The sequence below is a fragment of the Pseudomonas sp. UBA6310 genome (assembly GCF_002438225.1).
Taxonomy (GTDB): domain Bacteria; phylum Pseudomonadota; class Gammaproteobacteria; order Pseudomonadales; family Pseudomonadaceae; genus Pseudomonas_O; species Pseudomonas_O kuykendallii.
The window spans coordinates 1-13942 of sequence record NZ_DJTK01000017.1 but is presented as its reverse complement, the minus strand read 5'-3'; the positions used below and the strand labels follow the sequence as shown (position 1 = coordinate 13942).

General features: G+C 68.0%; 11 protein-coding genes and 4 pseudogenes. 7 read left to right on the top strand and 8 right to left on the bottom strand.

What is annotated here, in order from left to right; all coding sequences use genetic code 11:
- Window positions 1-23: 23 nt before the first annotated feature.
- The 3 genes and pseudogenes from trhA to B3E91_RS03070 all read right to left on the bottom strand — a co-directional run.
- Window positions 24-641, bottom strand: a complete 618-nt coding sequence (gene trhA / locus B3E91_RS03080) for a PAQR family membrane homeostasis protein TrhA (RefSeq protein WP_287028337.1) — start codon at window positions 639-641, stop codon at window positions 24-26.
- A 126-nt stretch (window positions 642-767) separates the two neighbouring features.
- Window positions 768-2046: pseudogene (locus tag B3E91_RS03075) on the bottom strand (HAMP domain-containing sensor histidine kinase).
- 62 nt (window positions 2047-2108) lie between these two features.
- A pseudogene (locus B3E91_RS03070) lies at window positions 2109-2309 on the bottom strand (winged helix-turn-helix domain-containing protein); the annotation flags it as partial.
- A gap of 4 nt (window positions 2310-2313) precedes the next feature.
- Between B3E91_RS03070 and B3E91_RS03065 the strand changes: the two are divergent.
- The gene (locus B3E91_RS03065; RefSeq protein WP_287028335.1) at window positions 2314-2754 is read left to right on the top strand and encodes an MlaA family lipoprotein; all 441 of its coding nucleotides are present in this window, start codon (window positions 2314-2316) and stop codon (window positions 2752-2754) included.
- 9 nt (window positions 2755-2763) lie between these two features.
- Here B3E91_RS03065 and B3E91_RS03060 read toward each other — a convergent pair whose 3' ends face one another.
- The 3 genes from B3E91_RS03060 to B3E91_RS03050 all read right to left on the bottom strand — a co-directional run bounded on the left by B3E91_RS03060 (window position 2764) and on the right by B3E91_RS03050 (window position 6406).
- Window positions 2764-4383 (bottom strand): lactate permease LctP family transporter, encoded by a 1620-nt coding sequence (locus B3E91_RS03060; protein WP_287028332.1) that lies wholly within the window; start codon window positions 4381-4383, stop codon window positions 2764-2766.
- Window positions 4384-4393: 10 nt separating this feature from the next.
- Window positions 4394-5398 (bottom strand): 2-hydroxyacid dehydrogenase, encoded by a 1005-nt coding sequence (locus B3E91_RS03055; protein ID WP_287028330.1) that lies wholly within the window; start codon window positions 5396-5398, stop codon window positions 4394-4396.
- 159 nt (window positions 5399-5557) lie between these two features.
- On the bottom strand, window positions 5558-6406 hold the full coding sequence (locus tag B3E91_RS03050) for a universal stress protein (RefSeq protein WP_287028327.1): 849 nt from the start codon (window positions 6404-6406) through the stop codon (window positions 5558-5560).
- 191 nt (window positions 6407-6597) lie between these two features.
- Between B3E91_RS03050 and B3E91_RS22175 the strand changes: the two are divergent.
- The 3 genes and pseudogenes from B3E91_RS22175 to B3E91_RS03040 all read left to right on the top strand — a co-directional run.
- A pseudogene (locus tag B3E91_RS22175) lies at window positions 6598-7284 on the top strand (PAS domain-containing protein); the annotation flags it as partial.
- 303 nt (window positions 7285-7587) lie between these two features.
- Window positions 7588-8568 (top strand): annotated as a pseudogene (locus B3E91_RS22170) (methyl-accepting chemotaxis protein); the annotation flags it as partial.
- Between the two features lie 61 nt (window positions 8569-8629).
- Window positions 8630-9229 (top strand): tRNA-uridine aminocarboxypropyltransferase, encoded by a 600-nt coding sequence (locus B3E91_RS03040; protein ID WP_287028322.1) that lies wholly within the window; start codon window positions 8630-8632, stop codon window positions 9227-9229.
- Between the two features lie 4 nt (window positions 9230-9233).
- On the opposite strand, the gene B3E91_RS03035 is transcribed toward B3E91_RS03040, so the two are convergent.
- Together B3E91_RS03035 and B3E91_RS03030 are read right to left on the bottom strand one after the other, a co-directional pair.
- Complete coding sequence (locus B3E91_RS03035) at window positions 9234-9635, bottom strand: YbaN family protein (protein ID WP_287028318.1); 402 nt, start codon at window positions 9633-9635, stop codon at window positions 9234-9236.
- 13 nt (window positions 9636-9648) lie between these two features.
- The gene (locus tag B3E91_RS03030; RefSeq protein ID WP_273231367.1) at window positions 9649-10233 is read right to left on the bottom strand and encodes a YecA family protein; all 585 of its coding nucleotides are present in this window, start codon (window positions 10231-10233) and stop codon (window positions 9649-9651) included.
- A gap of 175 nt (window positions 10234-10408) precedes the next feature.
- Between B3E91_RS03030 and recQ the strand changes: the two genes are divergently transcribed.
- The 3 genes from recQ to B3E91_RS03015 form a co-directional block, all read left to right on the top strand.
- Window positions 10409-12532 carry a DNA helicase RecQ gene (recQ, locus tag B3E91_RS03025; protein WP_287028314.1) on the top strand — a complete coding sequence of 708 codons (2124 nt, stop codon included), beginning with the start codon at window positions 10409-10411 and terminating at the stop codon, window positions 12530-12532.
- Between the two features lie 139 nt (window positions 12533-12671).
- The gene (locus tag B3E91_RS03020; protein WP_287028312.1) at window positions 12672-13106 is read left to right on the top strand and encodes a MarR family transcriptional regulator; all 435 of its coding nucleotides are present in this window, start codon (window positions 12672-12674) and stop codon (window positions 13104-13106) included.
- A 334-nt stretch (window positions 13107-13440) separates the two neighbouring features.
- The coding region (locus B3E91_RS03015) for a type IV pilus assembly protein FimV (protein ID WP_414708184.1) at window positions 13441-13942 on the top strand (502 nt) is incomplete at its 3' end.

Below are 13942 nucleotides of genomic sequence, written 5' to 3'. Positions count from 1 at the left end.
AGGCCGCCGCGCCCTCGCGCGGCTCAGAGCACGTAGAAGAAGATCGCCACGAAGTGCAGCAGGCTGCCGGCGATGACGAACAGGTGCCAGATGCCGTGCCAGTGGCGGAAGCGGCTGTCGAAGGCGAAGAAGATGATCCCGACGGTGTAGAACACGCCGCCGGCGGCCAGCCAGATGAAGCCCTCGCGGCCGAGCGCGGCGATCAGCGGCTTCACCGCCACCAGCACGATCCAGCCCATCACTGCGTAGATCACGATGGACAGCACGCGTGCCTCGGAGCGCGGCTTGATCTCCTGCAGCATGCCCACCAGCGCGAGCCCCCAGACGATGCCGAACAGCGTCCAGCCCCAGGCGCCCTGCAGCGTCACCAGGCAGAACGGCGTGTAGCTGCCGGCGATCAGCAGGTAGATCGACAGGTGATCGAGCTTGCGCATCACCACCTTCGCCTGCCCTCGCACGCTGTGGTAGACGGTGGAAATGCTGTAGAGCAGCACCAGCGTGACGCCGTAGATGGCCACCGCGACGACCTTGCGTGGCGCACCGTCCTGCGCCGCGAGAGTCAGCAACCAGACCGCGCCGACCAGTGCCAGAACGGCGCCGACCAGGTGGGTCCAGGCATTGAAGCGCTCCCCGTGATACATGCTTTACCCATCGAACTTTGCGGATGCGTTGGACAGCATACCTGTCCGGCATTGCAAACTCGCTTCAGCGCGAGGTCGGGCCGCCGGGCTATCCATCGACCGGCTGCGTGAGAGGTCGTCCACGGCTCACGCCTGCAGCTCGACGCAGGCCTGCAGCCCGCCACCGGGACGATTGCGCAGGCGCAACTCGCCGCCGTGCTCGCGGATGATCGCCCGCGCCGCGGAAAGCCCCGACGCCGCCGGTGGCCTTGTTGCGCGACGCCTCCAGCCGGTAGAAGGGCGCGAAGACCGCCTCCAGTTGCTGCTCGGCAATGCCCGGGCCGCGGTCCTCGATACGGATCAGTAACGATCCCGGCAGCGCCTGGAGATCGATGCTCGGCTCGCGGGCGTACTTCACCGCGTTTTCCAGCAGGTTGGTCAGGGCGCGTTTGAGCCCCAGCGGGCGCCCCCGATAGACCAGCCCGGAAGGGCCCGAGAAGGCCACCTCGATGCCCTGGTCGCGGTAATCGTCGACCAGGGTCAGCAGCAGCTCGGACAGGTCGAACGGCGTGGCCTGCTCCAGCCGCGCGTCGTCGCGGAAGAAATCCAGCGCGGCGTTGATCATCGCCTGCATCTCGTCGACGTCGCGGAACAGCTTGTGCTGCTGCTCGGGGTCGTCGATGAACTCGCCGCGCAGGCGCAGGCGCAGGCGCAGGCGCATCCGCGTCAGCGGCGCGCGCAGGTCGTGCAATATCGCCGCGAGCATCTGCGTGCGGTCGACGACGAAGTGGCGGATCTGCGCCTGCATGGCGTTGAAGGCGAGGATCGCCTGGCGGATTTCGTGCGGGCCGACGGCCTTGATCGGTGGGGCGTGGAAGTCGCCGCCGAAGCGCCGCGCGGCCTTGGCGAAACTCAGCAGCGGCGTCGCCAGCCGCCGGGTGGCGACTGCCGCGACCGACAGCGCGGCGATCAGCGCGAGGCCGATGATCACCAGCGCGCGGGCGGCGGCGTTCAGGCCCCAGCTGCGCGCCGGGGTGGTGAAGGCCAGCCAGCTGGCGTCCTGCAGTTGTACCAGCATCAGGTAGCGGCGCGCGCTGCTGCCGTCGGGGAAGTCGTCGGGCTCGAAGGCCTCCACCCGCCGCTGCGGGTCGCCGAGCAGGCGCCGCATCGTCCGCGTGCCGTCGTGGAACACCGGATCGTCCGCCGCCGGCGTCGCGATGGCGTCGCGCCGCGCCTGCCATTCCACGGCGAACAGCGGGTTGCCAGCCGCGTCGGCGAGGCGTGGGCGCAGTTCGCTCGGCGCGGCCTCGATCACCCGGACCACACCGGCGACCTGCTCCAGCAGGCCGGTCTGGGTCAGCGGCGGCTTCGCCCAGACCCCGGCGACCTCGATGAACAGCGCGTTCAGCGCCAGCGAGACGAGCATCGCCAGGGCGATGGTCAGGGCGATCCAGCGAACGAGGGTGTCGCGCGGCCGTACCCGGCGCTTCACAGGCGGCTGACCGCGGGGATGAACAGGTAGCCGCCGTTGCGCACGGTGCGAATCACCACCGGACGCTTGGCGTCGGCTTCCAGCTTGCGCCGCAGGCGGCTGACCTGGACGTCGATGCTGCGGTCGATGGCGTCGTGCGCATGGCCGCGGGCGAGGTCGAGCAACTGCTCGCGGCTGAGGATGCGCTGCGGGCGCTTTGGCGTGAACACGATCTTCGGCGTGCTGGGCATAGTCGACGTCGCCGAGCGCTGGGGCATGCCGCACCACCGCGCGGATTTCGGCCAGACCTTCGGTGTCTGGGGCGTGGGCGACGGCCCGGTGCTCGAGTTGCCGTTGCTCGGCAGCCACAACAGCCGCGACAGCCTGGGCGTGGTGATGGGCATGCTGCTCGACCCGCTGGGTGGCATCGACAGCGATACCTACGATGCACTGGCGACCGCGAGTACCGTCGGCGGGGTGGTTGACGGGCGCGCCGAGGCGCTGCCGCTCACCGAGCGCCTGGAGCGGCAACCGGACTACTACGCCGCCCTGCGCGACGCCATCGCCCAGCGCCGCGCGGTGCTGGTCAGCGACGGGCGCCAGGGCGACATCCACAGCAGCGTCGACGCACGCTGCGCGACGCCGCTTGGCGACAGCCTCTGAGGCGTTGGCTCAGAGCAGCAGCGACAGCACCAGCGTCCACAGGCACACGTAGCCCAGCAGCGCCAGGCTGTAGCCCAGCGTGGTGCGCATGATCTGCGACTCGCCGCCCACCTGGCCCACCGCCGCGGCGGCGATGGCGATGGATTGCGGCGAGATCAGCTTGCCCATCACCCCGCCGCAGGTGTTGGCCGCCACCAGCAGCGCCTGGCTGGTGCCGATCTGCGTGGCGGTGATCGACTGCAGGTGGGCGAACAGGGTGTTGCTGTTGACCACCGAGCCGGTGATGAACACGCCGAGCCAGCCGATTGCCGGGGCGATCAGCGGGAACACCCTGCCGCTCTCGGCGACGCTCAGGCCGATGCTCGACGAAGCGCCGGAGAAGTTGGCGATGTAGGCCACCGCCATGATCAGCGAGATCATGCAGATCGGCCGCCACAGCTCGCTGACGGTCTTCTCCAGCTGATGCACGGAACTGCGCAGCGACAGCCGCGAGGAGAACAGCGCGGTGAGGATCACCGCGATGAGGATGGCGGTGCCCGGCGCGCTGATCAGGGCGACGTTCCATACCGCCGGCAGCGCATGGGGCGCGGCGACGATGGGTGGCAACTCCTCGATGCGCAGGTCTAGGAACGGGATCGGCAGCTTCAGCACCGTCGCCGCCAGCGGTCCGCCGGCGGCGAACAGGGCTTTGAACGGCGGCAGGCTCCAGGTCAGGATCACCGCGGTGAGGATGTAGAACGGCGACCAGGCGGAGATCACCGCGGGCAGCGCCCAGCGCTGCGAGGACAACGGCGGCGCGCCTTCCTCGCGGTAGATGTGCCGCGGTCGCCAGAACTGCATGAAGGCGGCCAGCGTGCCCATGCTCAGCAGCGGCGGCACGATGTCGGCCAGCTCCGGGCCGAGGAAATACAGCACCAGCGCCTGGCTCGCGCTGAACAGCGCGCCGATCAGCAACAGCACCGGCCAGGTCTCGCGCACGCCGCGCCAGCCGTCGAGCACGGCGATCAGCAGGGTCGGCACGAACAGCGTGGAGAGCTGGATGATCGCGATCATCATCAGCGACATGTCGGCCAGCGCCACGCCGCCCTGCTGGGCGCCGACCAGCACCGGAATGCCGATCGCGCCGTAGGCGCCGGAGGCCGCATTGGCCAGCAGGCAGAGCATGGCCGCCTTGACCGGATTGAAGCCCAGCTCCACCAGCAGCGCCGCGCAGATCGCGATCGGCACGCCGAAACCGGCGGCCCCTTCGAGGAAGGCGCCGAAGCAGAAGGCGATGAGGATCACCTGGACGCGCTGGTCCTCGGAGATGGTCGCGATGCTGCCGCGGATCACCTCGAACTTGCCGCTCTTCACCGCCAGTTTGTACAGCCACACGGCCATCAGCACGATGTAGCCGATCGGCCACAGCCCGCTGAGGAAGCCGAACGCGGCGGCGGCGAGGATCGATGCCGGCGGCATGCCGAACAGCAGCAGCGTGCCCACCAGCGAGATCGCCAGGGTCAGCAGCGCCGCGTTGAGTCCCTTGAGCTTGAGTACGGTGAGGGCGAAGAGGAAGAACAGGATCGGCACGGCGGCCAGCAACGCGGACAGGTAGGCGTTACCCAGCGGATCGTAGGTTTGTTGCCACATGGAGGGATCCTTAGACCGCGGGGACGATGTTGGCGCAGGCGACGCCGTCGCGCAGGCAGCCAAGGTTGTGCAACGTCACCGCGGAGATCTCGCGCAGCGCTTCCACGGTGAAGAAGCCCTGGTGGCCGGTAACCAGCACGTTGGGGAAGGTCATCAGACGCTGGAAGACGTCGTCGTCGATGATGTCGCCGGAGCGGTCGTGGAAGAACAGCTGCGCCTCCTGCTCGTAGACGTCGATGGCCAGCGAGCCCAGCTGCCTGGACTTCAGCGCGGCGATCACCGCCGGCGTGTCGATCAGCGCGCCGCGCGAGGTGTTTACCAGCATCGCGCCGCGTTTCATCTGCCGGATGCTCTCGCGGTTGATCATGTGCCGCGTGCTGTCCATCAGCGGGCAGTGCAGCGAAACGATGTCGGATGCGCCGAGCAGATCGTCCAGCGCGACGACCTCGCCGACGGCCAGGAAATCCGCCGAAGGGTAGGGGTCGTAGCCGAGCACGCGGCAACCCAGGCCCTTGAAGATGCGCGCGGTGGCGAGGCCGATCTTGCCGGTGCCGACGATGCCGACGGTCTTGCCGTGCAGGGTGATGCCGAGCAGGCCGTCGAGCATGAAGTTGCCTTCGCGCACGCGGTTGTAGGCGCGGTGGGTGTGCCGGTTGAGCGTCATCACCAGCGCCAGGGTGTGTTCGGCGACGGCTTCCGGCGAGTAGGCCGGCACCCGCGCGACGAACAGGCCCAGGCGATGGGCGGCCTGCAGGTCGACGTTGTTGAAACCGGCGCAGCGCAGCAGCACGGCGCGCACGCCATAGCCGGCGAGCGCTTCGAGCACCTCGGCGTCGAGCACGTCGTTGACGAACACGCACACCGCCTCGCAACCCTGGGCCAGCGACACGGTCCGAGCGGACAGGCTGGCGTCCTGATAGACGAGTTCGAAGGGGTTGCTCGGGTCGCTCTGCAGATTGGCTTCATCGAGGAAGCGTCGGTCGTAGGGCTGGGTGCTGAATACGGCGATTTTCATGGGCATCCCCTGGTGGTGGCGCGCGCCGGTGGACGCTGCCGACGGGTCGACGATGGCTCCCGGTCGTGGCGGGGCCGCAACGCTGCGTCTTTGGGTCGCAGCGTCGTGAAGGGTAACCCAGGATCGAGGGCGCGCGCCGGCGCCGGGAACCAGCGGTCCTCAGCGCAGGATCAGCAGGGCGCCGCTGCTGGAGCGCAGCAGCGCACCGGTGGTGCTGCCGACGAGGAACTGGCGGATGCGCGAATGCCCGTAGGCGCCCATCACCAGCACGTCGATGCTGTGCTCTTCCTGATAGGCAAGCAGCGTGGAGACGACCTCGCCGTGGCGAATCGCCTGGCGCACGTCATAGCCGGCGGACGCCAGGCGCGCGGCCGCGTTGTCCAGCGGCGCCCAGTTGTCGCCGGTGTCGGCGCCGATCATCACCAGGTGGATCGGCATGCCTTCGCAGAGCGGCCCGGAGGCCAGCGTCGCCACCGCCTGGCGCGCGGTGACGCTGCCGTCGAAGGCGAGCATCAGCCGGCGCGGCACGCGGAACGTGCTCGGCGCCACCAGGATCGGGCGCGGCACGGCGCGGATGACGTTCTCCAGCTGGCTGCCGATCTGCAACGCGTGGCCGCCGCTGCGCTCGCCCTGGCGGCCCATCACCAGCAACTGCGTGTCGCCCTGCATCTCGTTCAGGCTGTGCAGCAGGTCGCCATGGCGCTGCTGGGTTTCGGCGATCGGAACGCCCGCCGAGTGGGCCCGCTGGCGGGCCTCCTGCAAAAGCACGCGGCCGTCTTCCAGGGCCAGGCGGTTGCGCTGGGCATCCAGCGAGGAGAGTTCGTTGAGCAGGGCCTCGCGCTCGCCCAGGCCGGGGTTGCCGCCGGCATCGCCGCGCGGGTAGCGCTGCTCGTCGAGGACATGCAGAAAGGTCAGCGGCGCGCTCAGGCGCAGTGCCGCCCAGGCCGCGTAATCGACCACGGAGGGGGCGGATACGGAAGCATCGATGCACGCCAATACCTGGCTCATGGTGTTTCTCCTTCGGTGACGGGCAGGAAGTCCTGCGCCTTGTCATGCACGCCGAAACGGTCGACCCATGGGGCAGTGGTCTGGTTCATTCCGAGTACCTCGACTGGCGCACGTCGCGGCGAAACCTGGGTACCACCTTGTCCAGCGCGGTTACCGCGGTTACGTCGCGAACGTACGCGTGGGTGAAAACGATGCCTTGCCGTGACGCTGCGCGGAAATCGAGGGCGGCAGCGGAACGGCTCGACGGGGCGAAGGATACCCGGGCGATTGCCGGCAGGCGCCTGGCTCGCTGTCACCGGAGGTTTCGCCGCGCAGGGAAGTCTGGTCATGCCGATCAGGATAGCCAACCCGTTGGCCCGTGCAGCCGGCGGGGCAGGGGCGCATCGCGGTACAGCGCCGTGGGAACGCCCCTCCGGTCTAGCCGAACGCGGCGTCCACTCGTCCCGCGCAGGGCGCGACCGGGCCGGCGGTCGGCGCGACGAGCGCCCATTCGGCTATTTTTGCGGTGCGGTTTGGCGGCATGCGACCCTGCTGTGCTAGACATGAAAAGAAACAAGCTGTCCGGAAAGAATCCACCTTGCGAAGGGATGTGCCGAATGCGTCAAAACCTGCCTGTCACTGATACCGAGATCACCTTTCCCAGCGAGGAACGGCTGATCTCCACCACCAATCTGCAAAGCCACATCACCTACTGCAATGACGCGTTCGTCCGGGTCAGTGGTTACAGCTACGAGGAGCTGATCGGGCAGCCGCACAACCTGGTTCGCCATCCGGATATGCCGCCGGAAGTCTTCGGCCTGATGTGGGCCTCGCTGCAGAGCGGCAAGCCGTGGATGGGGCTGGTGAAGAACCGCTCGAAGAACGGCAGCTTCTACTGGGTCAACGCCTACGTCACGCCGATCTACGAGGACGGCAAGATGGTCGGCTACGAGTCGGTGCGCTCGCTGCCGACCCGCGAGCAGGTGCGCCGCGCCGACGCCCTCTATGCGCGCCTGCGCGCCGGCAAGCCCGCCCGCTCGCAGGTGGCGCGCATCACCCACGAACTGCAGCGTTCCTGGCCGCTGATCCTCGCCGCGGTGCTAATCATCGGGCTCGACCGCGTGCTCGATGGCTGGGCGTTCACCGGGCTGGTGGCCGCCTGCATGCTCGGCCTGGCGACCTGGTTGTCGTTCACGCGCCAGGAGGACATCAGGAAAACCCTGCGCGATCACCCGAAAGCCTTCACCGATCCGCTGGTGGCGCTCACCTATTCCGACGGGCAGGGTGCACAGGCCGAGCTGGACATGGCGCTGATCAGCCAGGAGGCGCGCTTGCAGACCGCCCTGAGCCGCCTGGAGGACGCCGCCGAGCAGGTTCGCCAGCGCGCCGCGCAATCCTCGGAAACCTCGCGCGCCAGCGCCGAATTGCTGGAGCAGCAGCGCAACGAGACCGATCAGTCCGCCACCGCGATCAACCAGATGGCGGCGACCATCCAGGAAATCGCGCGCAACGTGCAGGACACCGCGCGGGCCGCCGAAGACGCCGACCGCATCGCCGGCGAGGGGCAGACCCTGGCCGGTGGCAGCCGCGTGACCATGCAGCAGATGGCGGCGGCGGTGAACGACATCGGCGAGGCGGTGACCGAGCTGGCGTCGTCGATGCACGCCATCGGCAGCGTCGTCGACGTGATCACCTCCATCGCCGAACAGACCAACCTGCTGGCGCTCAACGCGGCCATCGAAGCGGCGCGGGCCGGCGAGCAGGGGCGCGGTTTCGCCGTGGTCGCCGACGAGGTTCGCGCCCTGGCGGCGCGTACGCGGCAGTCCACCGAGCAGATCCATCAGTTGATCGCGACCCTGCGCACCGGCACCGACCGCGCGGTGAGCAGCGTCAGCCGCGGCGAGTCGATGTCGCAGGAAAGCCTGGGCAGCGTGGAGTCGGTGCATCAGTCGCTGGGCAGCATCAGCCAGGCGGTGACGCGCATCAGCGGAATGAGCCAGCAGATGGCGGCTGCCTCGGAAGAGCAGAGCCTGGTGGTGGAAGACATCAACCGGCAGATCACGCGCATCGCCCAGCTTTCCGACAACAGCGCCGGACACGCCCAGCAGGGCGCGGCGATCTGCCAGGAGCTGGAACAGATGGCCGGCTACCTGCACGGCCTGGCCGAGCGTTTCGCTCGCTGAGGCCTCCTGGCGGCGCATCTATGGCAGACTGCGCCGCCGCTCCACTCTCGCCAGAACGCCGATGTCCCGTCCGCATTGTCCCCGCTGCATCCGCCCGCTGAGCCACTGCCTGTGCGCGCTCATTCCGTCGTTGCCGAGCCGTTGCCGCGTGTTGCTGCTGCAGCACCCGAGCGAATCCGGGCACGCGCTGAACACCGCGCGCCTGGCTGCGCTGGGACTGCAGAACGCCGAGCTGCTGGTCGGCGAGCGTTTCGAGGACCTGCAGGGGCGTCTGGACGATCCCGGCCACCGACCCTGCCTGCTGTTTCCCGGCGCTGACGCCGAGGTGCTGAGCGCCGGTATCCCGCGCGAAGATTCCCGCCCGCTGCTGCTGGTGGTACCGGACGGCACCTGGCGCAAGGCGCGCAAGCTGCTTCACCTGAATCCTGCGCTGGCGGCCCTGCCGCGCCTCGCCCTGCCGGACGGGATGACCTCGCGCTACCGGGTGCGCAAGGCGCCGGCCGCGGGTGCGCTGTCGACCCTCGAGGCGGTGGTGGCGGCGCTCAACCTGCTCGAATCCCCGGCGAGCTTCGACGCCCTGCTGCGCCCGTTCGAGCGGCTGATCGACGGTCAGATCGAAGCGATGGGCGAGGAGACCTACCGGCGCAACCACGTGCCCTGACAGGTCAGCGCGGCGGTCGGGTTTTCTGTTTGAGGATGTAGAGGCTCACGCACACCGCGCTGGTGAGCATGAAGGCGCGCGCCCAGAACAGCGGCACCAGGTAGCAGGAGAGGGCGATGCTCGCCCACATCAGGCCGATGGCGTAGACCTTGCCCTTGAGCGGGATGCCTTCGCCGTCGAGGTAGTCGCGAATCCACGGGCCGAGCCGCGGATGATCCACCAGCCATTCGTAGAAACGCCTCGAACTGCGTGCGAAGCAGGCCGCGGCGAGCAGCAGGAACGGCGTGGTCGGCAGCACCGGCAGGAAGATGCCGATGACCCCGAGCGCCACGCTCGTCCAGCCAATGCCGAGCAGCCCGTAGCGCACCCAGGGGTTGCGGCTCGGGGCGAATTCGCGAGCGGGCATGCCCGGGCTTGGCTCAGTGGCGCGGCTTGAGCAACGCGGGTTTTTCTTCCGGGGCCTGGCACAGCAGGTAAAGCGCGGTGAGCAGCTCGGGGATCTGCTCGACCATGCTGTCGACGAGGTCAGGGTCGGCGGCGATCTCGTCGAACTCGGGTTGTTCGTCGAACAGCCCCGAACCGACCATGATCGGCAGCAGCAGCTCGCTGACTTCGTCTTCGGCGTCTTCGAACCACACCGATTCGCGCAGGAACACGCCTTCCATGAAGCCGATGCACCAGCCGCGCAGGTCGGAGTCGTCGGGGGTTTCGCCGAGGTCGAGCTCGCAGGGCAGCTCCATGTCCTCGTCGCTGGCCAACTGGCGGGCGATCAGCGCCTTGAGCTGGATGAGGCTTTCCTCGATTTCCGCGCGCTCGGCGTCATCGCGGTAGTGCGGCGGCTCGGCGAACAGCGCATCGATCCACTCGCGCTCCGGAACCGGCTGCGGGCAGATGGAGAGGGCAGTCAGGTAACCGTGGGCGGCCACGTAGTCCAGGGCCTCCTCGTGCAGTTCGTCGGCATCGAGAAAGGCTTGCAGGCGGGACAGTTGCTCGGCGAAGGACATCGTGGGGTACCTGGGGAAGAGATCAGCGCTGGATTCTAGCAAAGCCTGCGCGCAGGACTCAGGGAAAACTGCGGCGCGCCGCGAGATCGACCTGTACCGCTCATCCGCCATGCGCGCGGCGGCCGGTATGGCGTTTGTTTGCGCTTATAATGCGCGCCTTCCTTCGGAGACCGGCATGCTCGACCAGGCCCTGCGCATCCTCAAAGACGTTTTCGGCTACGACGCCTTCCGCGGCAATCAGGCGGCGATAATCGAGCGCGTGGCGCAAGGTGGCGACGCCCTGGTGCTGATGCCCACCGGCGGCGGCAAGTCGCTCTGCTACCAGGTGCCGGCGCTGTTGCGCGACGGTCTGGCGGTGATCGTTTCGCCGCTGATCGCCCTGATGGATGACCAAGTCGCGACCCTCGACGAACTCGGCGTGGCCGCGGTGGCGCTGAACTCGACGCTGAGCAACGACGAGCAGCGGCTGATCGCCGAGCGCATCCGCCGCGGCGAGATCAAGATGCTCTACCTGGCGCCCGAGCGCCTGGTGCAGCCGCGCATGCTGGCCTTCCTGCAACGGCTCGACATCGCCCTGTTCGGCATCGACGAGGCGCATTGCGTGTCGCAGTGGGGCCACGATTTCCGCCCCGAATACCTGCAGCTGGGGCAGCTCGCCGAACTCTTCCCCAAGGTGCCGCGCCTGGCGCTGACCGCCACGGCGGACAAGCGCACCCGCGAGGAAATCGTCCAGCGCCTGCATCTGGAAGACGCCGAGCGCTACCTGTCGAGCTTCGACCGGCCGAACATCTTCTACCGCATCGTCCCCAAGGAGCAGCCGCGCAAGCAGTTGCTGGCGTTCCTCGCCGAGCGCCGTGGCGATGCCGGCATCGTCTATTGCCTGTCGCGCAAGAAGGTCGAGGAGGTCGCCGCCTTCCTCGCCGAGCAGGGCTTCCCGGCGCTGCCGTATCACGCCGGCCTGCCCAGCGAACTGCGGGCCTATCACCAGAGGCGCTTCCTCAACGAGGAAGGCCTGATCATGGTCGCGACGATCGCCTTCGGCATGGGCATCGACAAGCCCAACGTGCGTTTCGTCGCCCACCTCGATCTACCGAAATCGCTGGAATCCTATTACCAGGAAACCGGCCGCGCCGGTCGTGACGGCCTGCCGGCGGACGCCTGGATGGCCTACGGGCTGCAGGACGTGGTGTTCCTCAAGCAGATGCTCGCCAACTCCGAGGGCGACGAGCGCCACAAGCGCGTCGAGCAGCACAAGCTGGACGCGATGCTCGCCCTCTGCGAGGAAACCCGCTGCCGCCGGCAGACGCTGCTGGCCTATTTCGACGAAGAATTGCCCGCGCCCTGCGGCCACTGCGACAACTGCGTCGACGGCGTGCAGACCTGGGACGCCACCGAGCCGGCGCGCCAGGCGCTGTCGGCGATCTACCGCAGCGGCCAGCGCTACGGGGTCGGTCATCTGGTCGACATCCTGCTCGGTCGCGACAACGAGAAAATCCGCGGGCCGGGCCATCAGCACCTGTCGGTGTTCGGTGTCGGCAAGGCGCGCAGCGAGAGCGAATGGCGCACCTTGTTCCGCCAACTGGTCGCCCGCGGCCTCGTCGATATCGATCTGGAAGGCTACGGCGGTCTGCGCCTGAGCGAGAGCTGCCGGCCGCTGTTGCGCGGCGAAGTGACGCTGGAGCTGCGGCGCGACCTCACCACCAAGGCGCCCAAGTCCACCTCCAGCGCGGCCAGCCAACTGGTGCAGAGCCACGAGCGCGACACCTGGGAAGCCCTGCGCGCGCTGCGCCGCAAGCTCGCCGAGGAGCACGGCGTGCCGCCTTACGTGATCTTCCCCGATGCCACGCTGCTGGAGATGCTGCGCAGCATGCCGACCACGCTCAGCGCCATGGGGCGCGTCAGCGGCGTCGGCGCGCGCAAGCTGGAGCGCTACGGCGAGGCCTTCCTCGACGTGCTCGGCGGCAAGGCCGAGGCGGCCGGTAGTCCTGTCGATCTGCGTCACGAACTGATCAGCCTGGTGCGGGCCGGAATGACGCCGTCGCAGGTCGCCAGCCAGCTCAAGTGCACGGAAAAGAACGTCTACGCGCTGCTCGCCGAAGCCATCGCTGGGCAGCAGCTGTCGCTGGAACAGGCCCTGGACCTGCCGGAAGAACTGTTGGGCGAAGTCCAGGACGCGTTCCTCGATGGCGAGGGCGAGCTGCCGCCGGTGGCCGAGCTGGCCGAGCAGTTCCGCGGCCGGGTCAACGAGGGTGTGCTGCACTGCGTACGTGCGGCGCTGCAGGCGGAATTCCAGGCCTGAACCCCGCCCGGTAATCTTCGGAAACCTAAAATCCCAGGGAAATCCGCCGCTTGGCAGCGGGCGCGACCATCTGCGGACTTGCCGCCCGCCCCAGTGCTATGGTTAGCTCGCTAATTATTAGTTTTATGGTACAGGCGCCATGTCCGAATACGATCATAACCGCTTCGCCATGCAGGTATCGCAGCTGTCGCGCGCCTGGCGTGGCGAGCTCGACCGCCGACTCGCCGGGCTTGGCCTCTCCCAGGCGCGCTGGCTGGTGCTGCTGCACCTCGGGCGCTTCGCCGAGCAGCCGACCCAGCGCGAGCTGGCGCAGAGCGTAGGGGTCGAGGGTCCGACGCTGGCGCGACTGCTCGACAGCCTCGAAGCCCAGGGCCTGGTGCGTCGCCTCGCGGTTCCCGAAGACCGCCGGGCCAAGAAGATCGCCCTCAGCCCGGAAGCCAAGCCCCTGATCGAGCGGATCGAGGCGATCTCCTCGCAACTGCGTCGCGAACTGTTCCAGGGCATTGATCCTGAAGACCTGCAACGCTGCCAGCAGGTCCACTCGCACATCCTCGCCAATCTGCAGAACCCCTGACGTTGGCGGTTACCGGCGATCGCCGCCGGGCGCCTGGCGCCGAGTTTCCTGCCCATTGCCGTTGTATCGCGTTGCGGCGCCAGACAATATGACGGTCGTCCGTCGTAGAGCCCTCGAGAAAGGCGCTTTTCTGACGATAAACGGAATGGAGTGCTCGGATGTGCTGGCATAGTGCCGCTATACTGCGTGGCTCACGTATTCTTCGACTAGCATCCCGTACTGGGTATCTGGATGATTTTCCGGGTTAATTGGATCTGCCTCACTGTGCATGTTTCGTCGATGTCGCGCATTTCAAGAACAGGCTCCGGATCGAGCCGGACCACCGGGAGGAAACATGGCTAGAGTTCACCAGCTCTTGGTGCTGACCCTTGTATCGGGATCGGCGCTTTATTCAGGGCTGGTTCCCGCACTGGGCCTCGGGGACATCAATCTGCAGTCCGCGCTCAATCAGCCGCTGAGCGCCGAAATCGAACTGCTCGACGTGGGCGACCTGACCCGCGACGAGATCAAGGTACGCCTCGCCAGCCAGAGCGCCTTCGACCAGTCCGGCGTGGACCGGCCGTTCTTCCTCAACGATCTGCGTTTCACTCCGGTCGTGCGCGGCAAGAGCAGCGTGGTGCGGGTGGTGTCCACCCAGCCGGTGCGCGAGCCCTATCTGAATTTCATCGTCGAGGTGGCGCGCCCGGGCGGCACACTGCTTCGCGAGTACACCCTGCTGCTTGACCCCCCGGAATCGTCATACGTGGCCAGCGCCGCGGCCGCTCCGAGTGCGCCCGCCGCGCCGAGTCGTGCTCCCCGCGCCGCGGCTACCGCCGCCGTGCGCAGCGCGCCGGTCG

Coding starts and splice junctions, on each gene's coding strand:
- trhA (WP_287028337.1), bottom strand. CDS start 641: ATGTATCACGGGGAGCGCTTCAATGCCTGGACCCACCTGGTCGGCGCC.
- B3E91_RS03060 (WP_287028332.1), bottom strand. CDS start 4,383: ATGTGGCAACAAACCTACGATCCGCTGGGTAACGCCTACCTGTCCGCG.
- B3E91_RS03055 (WP_287028330.1), bottom strand. CDS start 5,398: ATGAAAATCGCCGTATTCAGCACCCAGCCCTACGACCGACGCTTCCTC.
- B3E91_RS03050 (WP_287028327.1), bottom strand. CDS start 6,406: ATGAGCCAGGTATTGGCGTGCATCGATGCTTCCGTATCCGCCCCCTCC.
- B3E91_RS03040 (WP_287028322.1), top strand. CDS start 8,630: ATGTCCCGTCCGCATTGTCCCCGCTGCATCCGCCCGCTGAGCCACTGC.
- B3E91_RS03035 (WP_287028318.1), bottom strand. CDS start 9,635: ATGCCCGCTCGCGAATTCGCCCCGAGCCGCAACCCCTGGGTGCGCTAC.
- B3E91_RS03030 (WP_273231367.1), bottom strand. CDS start 10,233: ATGTCCTTCGCCGAGCAACTGTCCCGCCTGCAAGCCTTTCTCGATGCC.
- recQ (WP_287028314.1), top strand. CDS start 10,409: ATGCTCGACCAGGCCCTGCGCATCCTCAAAGACGTTTTCGGCTACGAC.
- B3E91_RS03020 (WP_287028312.1), top strand. CDS start 12,672: ATGTCCGAATACGATCATAACCGCTTCGCCATGCAGGTATCGCAGCTG.